This window comes from Amphritea pacifica (assembly GCF_016924145.1).
Taxonomy (GTDB): Bacteria; Pseudomonadota; Gammaproteobacteria; order Pseudomonadales; family Balneatricaceae; genus Amphritea; species Amphritea pacifica.
Map to the genome: position 1 here is coordinate 38116 of NZ_JAFFZO010000013.1, position 12056 is coordinate 50171.

A 12056-nucleotide genomic window follows, 5' to 3' on the forward strand; every position below is an offset into this window, starting at 1 on the left:
TTAATATCTAAAGTATTTGTCTTATTCTTACGATTCAGCAGTGCTGATGCAAATGTTTTTTTAGCTGCAAGACACAACCCTATTTTTTCCAGCGGATATAGCCATGAATGAGCAGGGTAATGATAACCAGTGCACCGCCCTGAAGCGCCGCCAGGCTGGGCTCTTCACCGATAAATAACCACACGAGAAGTGGTCCGCAAGCTGTTTCCAGCAACATCAGCATACCCACTTCTGCCGCTGAAATACGCGTAGGACCTAAGGTAATCAGGATAAAAGCGGTGGGTATAACGATAACACACAATAACAGCATCCAGCCCCAATCGGCACCCGTCAGTGCCAGCGGTGAGGCAAAGAACAGGCTGGTCAGGCTCACTAGCAGACCTGAAGTGATCAGTGCAGGGGTCATATTCCGATGCTTTTCGGCGCGGTCGTTAACAAACTTAGCCGCGAGTGCGATGCCACAAAAGAGAGCCATCAGATCACCCTGTAGATTTGGACTGGACCAGGAGTCTTTCATGACCCAGCCGATGCCCAGCATAGAGATCACTATAGCGATCCAGGTAATGGGGGCTGAGCGCTCACCAATAAACAGCCGCGCGATAATCGCCGCAAACAGAGGCTGGGCACTGATGATAACCAGGACATTGGCCACCGAGGTGTGATGAACCGCGGTGACAAAGAGTATTGAACAGATGCTGTAAAACGCTGCTGAGCGGATGCTGGCCCAGTCGCGATTCAAGAGCGGCTTCCCCGGGTATCGGTAGCGACACCAGAGAGCGACCATCAGAGCCAGCAGCAGTCCGCGCCAGAACAGCAGACTAAATGGTTCAGCCTGAATCAGCCTGATCAGCAGGGCATCAAAGCTTAGTACCAGCACGCCCAGAGAGGTGAGCAGGAGTCCTTTCAGGTATTCAGTATTCATCAGAGTCCTTCACCAGGTTAGTGTTGTTTTGTTTATGTCTGGCACCGATAGGGTCAGGCATTGTAACGATATTATTGTTAAAGGTCAGTGTTACTGATGGAGAAAACAGTACGGAAGTACCATAGAGCTTCCGCTTCAGCCTCCTAAACTTGATAGAGAATAATCAGGAGAGTTGTGATGAAAAAAATGACTACAGGATGGGTGCTGTTTATTGCCCTGTGTGTTCCCATGGCACCGACCGTCGCAGCGGGTTTGAGCGAGGGATCCAGGCAGATCTATCTGCTGCAGAAAGATGGTACTGAGCAGTCTATTGGCGAACTGGTGTTCAGTGCTACCCCGACCGGGGCGTTCAGTTATAAGATGACTCTGGACCACCATCTGTTTAAAGATTACTTTCTCTCCATGAAAGAGATGAAGTGCCTGGAAGGGCCGGAGCTCTGGTGTTTTATTCCTTATCCATATGAACAGCCCAGAACGGTCACTGCGGATGATCTCAGATGGCTGGAGCATGACCTGCTATTTATGTTTAAGAAGCCAGAAGCCTTTGGTGCCAATTTCTGGAACGGCATCTACTACAAAATGGAGTTAACCGATGAAGGTATTCGCGGTACTGCAAAGGCACTGGATCTCAATCTGCTGGCTTCGCCTCCCAATGATCTCTCTCAGCCGCCGGTTGGTGAGTATGATATAGACACGGCTGATCTGGAGAAACGCTGGTTGCCTTTTATCGAGATACGCTGACCGCTCTTTTTTGATCTGATATTAAGATACAATGCCCGGAATTCAACGCAGAGTGATTTCGGGTCATGGTTAAAGCGCAGCATCCAGAGGGCAAACAGACGGCCCGGTTCCATCCTGACAACCCCCATCAGGGCCGCTATGATTTTGCCCGGCTTTGTCAGGTTTGCGCAGAGCTCAATCCCTATGTCTCAGTTAACCGGTTTGGCAGCCAGACAATCGATTTTCATGACGCTGATGCGGTTAAGACGCTGAATAAAGCGTTGCTGATGCAGTGTTATGGCATCAGCTTCTGGGATATTCCCGCAGGTTATCTGTGTCCACCCATTCCCGGGCGCGCTGATTATATCCATCATCTTTCAGATCTGTTGGCGACCGATAATGCGGGGGTTGTGCCAAAGGGCCGCAAAATAACCGGACTGGATATCGGTGTAGGCGCTAACGGTATCTATCCCATTATTGGTTGTCGCACCTTTGGCTGGCAGTTTGTCGGTACTGATATTGATCCGATAGCCTTGAATACAGTAAACCTGATGGTTCAGACAAATCCTACCCTGCGGGGGCAGATAGAGTGTCGCTTACAAACAGACTCCCGGAATATCTTCAGACAGGTGATCAAACCGGCGGATCGTTTTGATTTTACCCTTTGCAATCCGCCCTTCCATAGCTCTCCTCAGGCGGCAGAAGCTGGCAACCGGCGCAAACTGCGCAACCTCGGTAAACCCGCCAGCAGTGCAAAACTCAATTTTGGCGGGCAGAGTAATGAGTTGTGGTGTGACGGAGGTGAACTGGCTTTTCTGAAGCGCATGATTACTCAGAGCCGGGAATATTCACAGCAGTGTTATCTGTTCAGTGCCCTGGTTTCCAAACACGAAAATATTATCCAGCTTAAGCGGGTATTAAAAAATAGCGGTGCGCGACGGGTGAGGGTGGTTAATATGTCGCAGGGGATGAAGGTCAGCCGGCTGCTGATCTGGACGTTTCTGTCTGAAGCTGAGCAATTTTCCTGGCGCGAGTTACACTGGGGCGATAAATAGACTATCGCCCTCAGCGGTATGGATATTGGTTGCAGCGATCAGATTCGCGGTTGAAATTTACAGGTTTCAGTTGCAGGTAATAACCCTAGTGCTGTTGCTGTTGAAGTAGTTTTGCCGTGTTTTCTAACTCCTCCATATAATTAAGCAGATCCTCCGTAAGAATATCCGGATGTGCGTTAAGAAGGTGTCTGAGAGTTTCTAAGGGCGCAGGTGAACCCTGTTGTAAATTGTTGGTTATTGCTAGTAGCAGAGAGGTGAGCACCTCGAGACTTTTTACGCGTGACTCCAGGTTATATCCATCCACATTCAATCCCCCTTGGATTGCCATAAAAAACGACAACTACCTTCCCGGTAAGCTGTCTCCTGACGTATGAGTAAAGTCTAGTCAAAAATCCCAGAGTTTGTGGCGTAAATCATGAGATGTTTTCACGTGCAATTTAACTGGAGTAGTCTACTCATGAGGCAGCAGTGTCTGCGCCATCAGCTCTTTGCTGAGTTGCCCTAACGTCACGATCGCTTTTTCCAGTGCCGGATTTGAACTGTTAACGCAACAGATCCGCATAAAGTTGCGGTATTTACCTGAGGCGGAGAACAACGTTCCCGGGGCGATACTGATGCCCCGTGCTTTTGCGCGGGTGTTCAGTTCATTGGAGTCAACCTGCTCAGGCAGTTCAACCCAGAGGAGGTAACCTCCCTGAGGGTAACTGATACGGGTGCCTTCCGGCATCTCCCGCTTTAACCAGCCGATCACCGCATCGCGGTCACGTTGATAATCCCGGCGAACCCGGCGCAGATGTTTTTCGTAATACCCCTGCGCGATGAACTCGGCCACCGCCATCTGGGTCAGCTTAGGGGTAGACAGACTGGAGAGGTATTTAACCATCATTATATGTTCCCGATAGCGTCCGGGGGCGATCCAGCCGACCCGTATGCCGGGTGCGATCGACTTGGAAAACGAGGAACAGAGGATCACCCGTCCCTGAGTATCAAAGGATTTAATGGTTCTCGGCCGGGGCAGAGTGTAACTGAGGTCACCGTACACATCATCCTCAATCAGCGGCACATCATAGCGGTTCAGCAGTTCCAGCAGGCGGATTTTATTCTGGTCCGGCATTGAATAGCCCAGTGGGTTATTGTTGGTCGGCGTCAGCAGGCAGGCTTTTATTGGCCATTGCTCAAACGCCATTTCCAGTGCCTCAAGGGAGATACCGGTTTCAGGATGTGTGGGAATTTCCAGCGCTTTTACGCCGTTGATTTTAATCGCCTGAACCGAACCAAAGAAGCTGGGCGAATCAACCACCACAATATCGCCCGGTTCTGTCACCGCTCTCAGACTGCAGGACAGCGCTTCCTGGCAACCTGAGGTGATAATGATCTCATCCGGGTGGATCCGGCAACCGGAGTCCACCATCACCCGGGCGATCTGATGACGCAGCAGGTCAGAGCCAGCGGCATGCTCATAATCAAGCACATTGCGGTTGGCACTGCGGCTGAGTTCCGCCATGAGTCTTGTTAAGGGTTTCAGGGTGGCGGCATGAGTGTCAGGCAGCGCCAGGCTTAGCTTAGTGGTTTCCTGGCTGCCGTACTCATTGATCATATGTTGTAGTTTCTGCCATTGCGCAACCACCAGGGGTTGCGATGCCGGACTGCTGGTGGCTGGCAGTTCGGGTGGAGCCTGACGTAGTAAAACGTAATAACCCGATTTGGGGCGGGACTCAATAACGCCGTCATCAATGAGCAGTCCATAGGCTTCCTGCACGGTAGAGATACTGACGCCATGTTCCTGACTTAATCCCCTGACAGAGGGCAGTTTGTCTCCCTCGTGGTAATAACCGAGATCGATACGGTCTTTCAGGGTTGTGGCAACTTGTTCATACAGTTTCATCAGAATGGTCTCATACAGTGTAAAAAGCAGTACAGATTATTGCGATTAAACCAATACAGATAAGGAGTTTTTTGATCTGTATTGTATTTAAAAAATTATTATTGAATCTGTAATGGTATCAGAAATATCCATAAACTGAAGCTCTAAATATGGAGGGCTTTACTATGTTTAAAATTCTTCTCCGGTTAAAGCAATACCGGCAAACCTATTACAGCAGGAGCCTCCTCAGGCAACTGGATGACCGGGCGCTCAGTGATATCGGCGTAACCCGCTCGGAAGCCATGAGGGAAGCGCGCAGACCTTTCTGGGATTGTAAAACCGATGAGTTGCAAGACGATAATCCGTCTGTGCTGGTCGCTTACAGCGTTGTATCACTGACGTTGGTCGCCGGGTTGGGGCTGACCTTTTATCTGAGTTTTTAATGGCTTAACGATTAATATACTGGCAGGGCAGCGTAAAACAGAACTATGCTGTAGGGACACCATAAAAATAACAACCGGAGGTGCCCGTGTTCCAGGAATTTTATCCTTTACGTTTACAGGACAATTGCGAAGTTGAGCATCTGCTCAGCCCTGAAGTCAGTCAGGAGCCGATCAGTCTTCGCAGTCCTGCCAGTGAAGTTATGACCGATTTCAGCCAGACCGAGCCGATTACCGTAACCGAGGGCGTCTCCGTAGATGATGCGCTTGAACGGATGAAAAGCCAGCATGTGCGAATGCTGTTTGTTATCACGCTGGCAGGCCGGTTTGTGGGGGTCATCAGTGCCCAGGATATCGCGGGTAGCAAAGTGATTGTTTATATGCAAAACCACGGAGTTACACGGGATGAGGTGGCCGTAGGCCATATTATGCTGCACAAACAATACCTGCGCTCACTGACCTTTGATCAGATTCGTCACGCCCGAATCGGCGATATCATGCTGACGCTGAAAAACTCGGGGGATCAGCATCTGCTGGTGGTTGATGAAACCGAAATGGGAATCAGGCGAGTCCGGGGTATCATCTCTGCCAGCGATATCTCCCGTAAACTCAAGGTTGGATTTGAGATTATGTATGAAGCAAAGTCCTTCGCGGAGATAGAAAAAATTATAACGCAGGGTGGAGAAATGGTGGTTTGATTATAAGTGTAAAATTTATTTTCAGAAGCCGCTAAATTCACTTTACAGCAGAGACGTTTAAACTATACTGCGCGTTTTCTAATGGAGCTAACCCTCCTCTTGTCCGCCGGAGACACCGGCAGGAGTACAGGTATAAAAAGTGATGAAACTTCCGGATCATATCTCTGCTGAAAAATGGGCTCGCCTGAAAGCAGCGGCCGATCAGTATCAGACTCCATTCCAGTTAATCGATCTGCAAACCGTTGCAGAGAAGTATCAGGAACTGAAGAACGGATTTGATTTTGCCTCGATCTACTATGCGGTAAAAGCTAATCCACATCCACAGATAGTGGGTCTGTTGGCGGGACTGGGTTCAAGCTTTGATATCGCTTCTATTTATGAACTGGATCAGGTGTTGTCGCACGGTGTCACACCTGACCGGATCAGTTATGGAAACACGATTAAAAAGCGTGAAGATATTCGCTATTTTTACGATAAAGGTGTGCGTCTGTTTGCCACAGACTCAGAAGCTGACCTTGAAAATATTGCCCAATACGCACCGGGTGCGCGGATCTATATCCGTATTCAGACCGAGGGTGCCGAGGGGGCTGACTGGCCGTTGTCCCGTAAGTTTGGCTGCAACCCGGATATGGCACTGGACCTGGCTATTCTGGCGAAGAAACTGGGATTAGAGCCTTATGGCATCTCTTTCCATGTCGGCTCACAGCAGCGTCTGATCGATGTCTGGGATGCGGCTATCGCGAAGGTGAAGGTGATCTTCGAACGGCTGCGTAGCGAGTGTGATATTGAACTGCGTATGATCAATATGGGCGGTGGATTTCCGGCGCAATATCTGACTAAAGCAAACGATTTCTCCGTTTATTGTGAAGAGATCACCCGTTATCTGATGGAAGATTTCGGTGATAACCCGCCGCAGATTATTCTGGAGCCGGGTCGTTCCCTGGTGGGTGACAGTGGCTTGCTGGTCAGCGAGGTTGTGCTGATCTCCCGTAAATCTCATACCGCACTGAACCGTTGGGTTTACACCGATGTAGGATTGTTTAATGGCCTTATCGAGACTCTGGGTGAAGCGATCAAGTTTCCTCTGGAAACTGAACGCGACGGTGAGTGCGAAGAGGTAGTACTGGCGGGGCCAACCTGTGACAGCATGGATATTATGTATGAAAACTATAAGTATGAGCTGCCGCTTTCCTTAGAGATTGGTGACCGGCTCTACTGGTTTTCTACCGGGGCGTATACAACCAGTTACAGCTCGGTTGAATTTAACGGTTTTCCTCCATTGAAGTGCTACTGCATCTGATCTTTGAATTTTTAAACCCGCTTCGGCGGGTTTTTTTATGTTCAATTGATTTATCTACACAGAATGAGAACCGACCCTTCAGCTAGGTCTCCCGCATGTGTTATAAGTGAGGCTTAACACCTTTCTGTCATGGAGTTGCGAATGAAAAATGCCAACCTTCTTCAAACCCGAATTGACGCTTTGCTCAACGTCCTCTCTGAAGATGTGCTGATCCTGAGCCAGCAGGGCACGATCATTTTCTCTTCGCATAACGATTCAGCCATCCCCTGGGGAGGCGCGGATGAACTGACGGGTAAACAGCTGACGGACATCTTCCCCGGGGCGATCGCTTCGCAGCTTCAGGGGATGATTGATAAGTCTCTGGGACTGAATCAACTGATGGTTAAAGAGGTGCTATTTGACCCGACCGAGTTCATCTATCTGCAACAGCAGGGTATGGTGGAATCCTGCTGGGTTGAGATTCGTATGGCTCCTTCATCCGGTGATGAGCCTAGTGTGGTCTGCCGGATAGAAGATATCAGTCGGCGGAAAATGGCTCAGCGGGAATCCTCTCAGATACAAAGAGATCTGCTTACCGGTATGTACAACCGTCGGGCGCTGATGCCTGTGCTGGCTCAGTCAATTGCTCAGGCGATCCGTTATGACTGGGTCTGTAGCCTGATGCTAATTGATGTGGACAGCCTGCGGTTGATTAATGATCAGCGGGGCTGGGATGTGGGAGACCAGATTCTGAAACGCCTGGCAGAATCGCTCAACAGTCTCAAACGGACTGCTGACTTTCTCGCCCGGGTTGGCGAAGATGGCTTCGCTATACTGCTGCCAGAAACCAATGCGGAGCAGGGGATTCTGGCCGCCGAGCGGGTACACAATATGGTGTCAGATCTGTCCGCACCCAATTCGGGAACTGATATCGCTTTTACTGTAAGCATTGGTGTCGCCACGCTGACGGGTGAGGACGATAGCGCTGAATCGATGTTTAACCGGGCAGAGAGTAGCCTGCAATTATGCAAGCAGCAGGGGGGAAACCAGATCAGTGGCAGTGAGTGATCCTGTTAGCATTCACAGAGGAGGGTGACAGAGTCAGGTGAAGAAGGCCGCGTACCTGCTTTATGTTGTTTATCAATGGTTTATATGTTCAGTTAATAGCCCTTCGGGAACCCGAGGGGCTATGATGATGCATTCTGATTGATGAATGACTACTTAGCGCATACAAGCATTTATCGGAGGGACTTTTTGATTCCAGGGTTGAAGCTGTTCCAGCTGTCGGGCGAGCTTAAAGAGAGTCGCCTCATCTCCAAAACGAGCAACAAAGTGTGAACCTATTGGCAGATCATTCTTACTCCAGTACAGCGGCACGGACATAGCAGGCTGCCCTGTGCCATTAAATACGGCAGTATAGGGCGAGTAACTATGGGACAGCTCGATAAATTGTTCTAGTGACATCGATTCATCCAGTACGTGCAACTCGCCTAGCTGAGGAGGTTCTCTGACCACTGTCGGCGTCAGCAGCAGGTCGAACTTTTGTAGGAAAGCAGCCATCTGACGGCCTAAGGTATGCATATGTTCAATGGATCTGACGTACTGCACCGCGCTGATCATTCCCTTTTCCCGAACGATAATGCGTGTCGCTGGTTCCAGCTCTTCATTCTGTACCGGCGCGCCGCGCATATCGCCAAGCATCTCAACATAATTTTTAGTGTTCGGCGCAATAATGTTGAATGCGGCTTCAAAAAAGTTCAGCAGATCGACTGGAAACTTAACCACTTCAACATGATGGCCCAGATGACTGCAGAGCTTTGCTGTGTGTTGCACGCTTTCCAGAGCCGCAGGTGACACTGTCCATGGACCCGCGTCCTCGATTAGCGCTATTCGCAGAGGTTTAAGAGGGTCATTCAATGACGCTGCAAACGGCTTATTATCAGCAGGACTTGCGTAAGGCGCGCCCAGATCTGCACCTGAGACAATATCAAGCAGAGTAGCGCTGTCGCGAACCGAAAGGGTGATTGCATGGGCGGTTCCCATGCCACCCCAGCCTTCTCCCACCAGTGGGCCGCTGGGCACTCTGCCGCGGGATGGTTTGAGACCAAAAACTCCACAACAGGATGCGGGCACCCGCAGCGAACCTCCGCCATCATTGCCATGGGCGAAGGGAACCACCCGCGATGCAACAATTGCCGCTGCACCACCACTGGAACCGCCTGCGCTGTGCTGAAGATTCCATGGATTATGGGTTGCACCGAAGCGGGTCGATTCTGTCGTGTAAGAGGTACCAAACTCGGGCGCCGTGCTGGTACCGATAAAGCGAATCCCTGATGCTCTTAAGCGGGTTACAACTGAGTCATCAAGTTGCGGACGGGCTTCACCCAGAGCGACAGAGCCGTTTGTCATCCGTGCTTCTTTGACGGGTGCGAACAGGTCTTTGATCAGTGTTGGTATACCTGCAAATATGCCGGATGCCGGTTCGCTATTTCGGGCACTCTGATATAGCTTTTCAGCAACGGCATTAAGCGCTGGGTTAACCTGCTCCAGGCGCTCAATACTGGCTTCTAATAACTCATCTTTTTTGACTTCACCTAGTTTAATCAGATCGGCTAACGCCGTTGCATCACTCTCATCCATGAGTTTATGGATATCTTTCATACTGTTCACCTGTAAGCTGGTTATTTAACGCTTTATCGATTTTGTTTGGTACCCCGTGAGATGTCAGCGCAGAAACGCGGCATACTGAATTCAATCCGACTAAGCTGAGTCATAGAAAGCAGTATGCCGGGCTCGACTTATATGGGGTTAAGCATCGCGAGCGGGTGTTACCACTGTGCTAAGCGGTCCGCTTATCTGCCAGATCTGTGCTTGAGCTTCCCCTGAAAAAACTAAAGATGAGCCAGATGGCTGCAACGACGGCGCTGGCCATTGCCAGGCTTACAATGGCACCCGGCAGATCGACACCAAAGGAGATGATGATGCCAACAATGATTGGGCTGATGAACTGTCCCAGATAGAGGCATGAAGTAAATCCGCCGATACCGCGTCCACGTACTGACGCGGGTAACGCATTCATTATGGTGGCCATAATATTGGGCACCATCATCCCGGCACCAATGCCGTGAATGGTTACCGCAATCATCACTTTGTTATAGGAGTTAGCGTGGGCCAGGAACCATAGACCCGCTGCAATTAAAGCCATCAGCAATGCATTGCAGCCAGCAATACCAAATGAGCCCCGGAAAACCGGCCACAGCAGAGAACCTGCCAGGGTGGCCAGTAGGCTAAGCCCTGCCGCAAGACCAATTTTAGTGGTTGACACCACGCCGATGGAAACCAGCAGAGAGGGGGCCTGGATAGGTACAATAAAGTTGAGCACCATACCAAACATGATCATGCTATACCCTACGATCAGTGGCACGGTAGCTATCCGTGAGGTAGTGTCTGTAATCTGTTGAACCTCATGGTGTTTTGGCTCCCAAAGTACCCGCATAAAGAATGGGATCAGCAGCAATGGCAGTAAGTAGAGATAGAAGGGTAACCGCCAGGATTGTTCGCCTAGCACCCCGCCAATAACAAAGAAAGCGGATCCCACTAAGCCGATGCAGACCACCTGCATATTGACGAATTTGAGTCGTTCCTCTGCATGCCAGTAATCGGCAATCAGCGCTGTACAACAGGTCATAATGGCCGCTTCAGCACAGCCAAACAGTAATCGGGAGATCACAACGCCGTCCAGACCGTTCAGGAACGCTGGCAGTACTCCCAGGATGGCATACAACAGCGTTGCAATAATCAGCAGGTTTTTCCGACCGGTGCGGTCAGAAAGCCAACCAGCCAGGGGGGCGCATATAGCGATTGCCAGTGCCGGACCTGTGATTGCGAGGGGCAGCAACATCTCCGCCTGAGGGTGAGTGGGGCCGAATTCCATGCCCATTTTTGGTAGCATAGGGGCGACCATCACCGACCCCATAATGGTCAGGCTGCTGCCCAGCGCGATCAGTATGCCTTCGCGTCTTCCGGAAGCTGTGCGGATAGCTTTTTGGTTTTGATTATCCATGTTTCTCACCCTCAGAAGCTCATTGCGACACGTAACGCCAGGTTGTAGCCTTCAGCGCGATTTTCTGCATTAAACTCTTTGTAAGCATGAAGCCAGACGGCAGGTTTTCCGGGTGAGAAATAGCTTAATGCCGGGCCCAGTGCGGTCACTGTGCCCTTATTACCATCGACCACACCGGGGCCTTCATCATCAGTTAACTGACGGTAGAAATATCCGCCCAGCCCAACAGTCCATGGTCCTGTATGTTTACCGACACCAAATTCATGCCGATATTCAACACCATTGGTGTAGTGAGTGTCTGGATTCTCCGAGCTGATATCGAGTTGGAAACTTGAGGATACCTCATAGCCGGCATCGGATATGTATGACACACCGTAGTTAGGGGAGATAACCCAATGGTTCAGTCCTGGAGAGACCAGTCTGTTTTTATCGTAGTCACCGGTTGGCAACTGAATCTGAAGCTGGGTATTCATAGCCAGGTTTGGCGCTAAATTCCATTGCAGAATCAACGGAATGATCTGCATATCTCCCTGTCTGAACAGATCTGCGTTATCCTCAAAGACCACGCCGACACCGGGAACTGAGACCGATAGGTCAGCATTCATTTTGAGAAATGGCAGGATAGCGGAATAACCATATTTGGCACCCAGTATCTCCTCATCGGTCATGTTCAGGTAGACGGCAGAGATCGAAAATACATCAAGAGAAAAGTCCTGGCCTGTTATTTTATCTCCGTGGCTATCAACGACTTTATCTGTGCTGTAATAGGCTGCCCGGGTAGCGAACGTTCCAGAGGGAGTGGCGGGAGGCATAAAGCCAGTGCCGAATTCGAAAACCCCCATTGGTGTGGTTGGGGCTCCATTTTCACTGGCGTGACCGGGAAGTGATGCGATGGCGAAGGCTATGCAGCTGCTATAGCATAACCCTGATAGAACTGAATTTTTCATAAGTCACTCTCGTTAAAATATGTGATTGTTATCGTTATTCACATATTCACAATACAGTGACTTAATAC

General features: G+C 50.2%; 11 protein-coding genes. 6 read left to right on the forward strand and 5 right to left on the reverse strand.

Annotated elements, in window-relative coordinates; all coding sequences use genetic code 11:
* Nucleotides 1–79: 79 nt before the first annotated feature.
* Complete coding sequence (locus JW499_RS08955) at nt 80–922, reverse strand: DMT family transporter (protein ID WP_205210280.1); 843 nt, start codon at nt 920–922, stop codon at nt 80–82.
* Nucleotides 923–1099: 177 nt separating this feature from the next.
* Between JW499_RS08955 and JW499_RS08960 the strand changes: the two genes are divergently transcribed.
* Together JW499_RS08960 and rlmF are read left to right on the forward strand one after the other, a co-directional pair.
* Nucleotides 1100–1663 carry a hypothetical protein gene (locus JW499_RS08960; RefSeq protein WP_232846312.1) on the forward strand — a complete coding sequence of 188 codons (564 nt, stop codon included), beginning with the start codon at nt 1100–1102 and terminating at the stop codon, nt 1661–1663.
* Nucleotides 1664–1728: 65 nt separating this feature from the next.
* Nucleotides 1729–2697: a 23S rRNA (adenine(1618)-N(6))-methyltransferase RlmF gene (gene rlmF / locus JW499_RS08965; RefSeq protein WP_205210281.1), complete on the forward strand. Its 969-nt coding sequence runs from the start codon at nt 1729–1731 to the stop codon at nt 2695–2697.
* 451 nt (nt 2698–3148) lie between these two features.
* Here rlmF and JW499_RS08970 read toward each other — a convergent pair whose 3' ends face one another.
* Nucleotides 3149–4582 (reverse strand): aminotransferase-like domain-containing protein, encoded by a 1434-nt coding sequence (locus JW499_RS08970; protein WP_205210282.1) that lies wholly within the window; start codon nt 4580–4582, stop codon nt 3149–3151.
* Nucleotides 4583–4746: 164 nt separating this feature from the next.
* Here JW499_RS08970 and JW499_RS08975 point away from each other — a divergent pair, with 164 nt between their 5' ends.
* The 4 genes from JW499_RS08975 (at nt 4747) to JW499_RS08990 (ending at nt 8046) form a co-directional block, all read left to right on the forward strand.
* Complete coding sequence (locus JW499_RS08975) at nt 4747–5004, forward strand: DUF1127 domain-containing protein (RefSeq protein ID WP_205210283.1); 258 nt, start codon at nt 4747–4749, stop codon at nt 5002–5004.
* 86 nt (nt 5005–5090) lie between these two features.
* Nucleotides 5091–5699, forward strand: coding sequence for a CBS domain-containing protein (locus JW499_RS08980; RefSeq protein ID WP_205210284.1), 609 nt, complete (start codon nt 5091–5093; stop codon nt 5697–5699).
* A gap of 142 nt (nt 5700–5841) precedes the next feature.
* Nucleotides 5842–6999 (forward strand): type III PLP-dependent enzyme, encoded by a 1158-nt coding sequence (locus tag JW499_RS08985; protein ID WP_205210285.1) that lies wholly within the window; start codon nt 5842–5844, stop codon nt 6997–6999.
* A gap of 141 nt (nt 7000–7140) precedes the next feature.
* Nucleotides 7141–8046, forward strand: a complete 906-nt coding sequence (locus JW499_RS08990; RefSeq protein WP_205210286.1) for a sensor domain-containing diguanylate cyclase — start codon at nt 7141–7143, stop codon at nt 8044–8046.
* Between the two features lie 153 nt (nt 8047–8199).
* On the opposite strand, the gene JW499_RS08995 is transcribed toward JW499_RS08990, so the two are convergent.
* The 3 genes from JW499_RS08995 to JW499_RS09005 form a co-directional block, all read right to left on the reverse strand.
* Entirely contained in the window at nt 8200–9639 is a 1440-nt protein-coding gene (locus JW499_RS08995; RefSeq protein ID WP_205210287.1) for an amidase, read from the reverse strand.
* A gap of 178 nt (nt 9640–9817) precedes the next feature.
* A complete protein-coding gene (locus JW499_RS09000) occupies nt 9818–11041 on the reverse strand; it encodes an MFS transporter (RefSeq protein ID WP_205210288.1) in 1224 nt (407 codons plus the stop codon).
* A gap of 11 nt (nt 11042–11052) precedes the next feature.
* Complete coding sequence (locus JW499_RS09005; RefSeq protein ID WP_205210289.1) at nt 11053–11988, reverse strand: SphA family protein; 936 nt, start codon at nt 11986–11988, stop codon at nt 11053–11055.
* Nucleotides 11989–12056: the final 68 nt, after the last annotated feature.

Coding starts and splice junctions, on each gene's coding strand:
- JW499_RS08985 (WP_205210285.1), top strand. CDS start 5,842: ATGAAACTTCCGGATCATATCTCTGCTGAAAAATGGGCTCGCCTGAAA.
- JW499_RS08975 (WP_205210283.1), top strand. CDS start 4,747: ATGTTTAAAATTCTTCTCCGGTTAAAGCAATACCGGCAAACCTATTAC.
- JW499_RS08970 (WP_205210282.1), bottom strand. CDS start 4,582: ATGAAACTGTATGAACAAGTTGCCACAACCCTGAAAGACCGTATCGAT.
- JW499_RS08990 (WP_205210286.1), top strand. CDS start 7,141: ATGAAAAATGCCAACCTTCTTCAAACCCGAATTGACGCTTTGCTCAAC.
- JW499_RS08955 (WP_205210280.1), bottom strand. CDS start 922: ATGAATACTGAATACCTGAAAGGACTCCTGCTCACCTCTCTGGGCGTG.
- JW499_RS09005 (WP_205210289.1), bottom strand. CDS start 11,988: ATGAAAAATTCAGTTCTATCAGGGTTATGCTATAGCAGCTGCATAGCC.
- JW499_RS08960 (WP_232846312.1), top strand. CDS start 1,100: ATGAAAAAAATGACTACAGGATGGGTGCTGTTTATTGCCCTGTGTGTT.
- JW499_RS08995 (WP_205210287.1), bottom strand. CDS start 9,639: ATGAAAGATATCCATAAACTCATGGATGAGAGTGATGCAACGGCGTTA.
- rlmF (WP_205210281.1), top strand. CDS start 1,729: ATGGTTAAAGCGCAGCATCCAGAGGGCAAACAGACGGCCCGGTTCCAT.
- JW499_RS09000 (WP_205210288.1), bottom strand. CDS start 11,041: ATGGATAATCAAAACCAAAAAGCTATCCGCACAGCTTCCGGAAGACGC.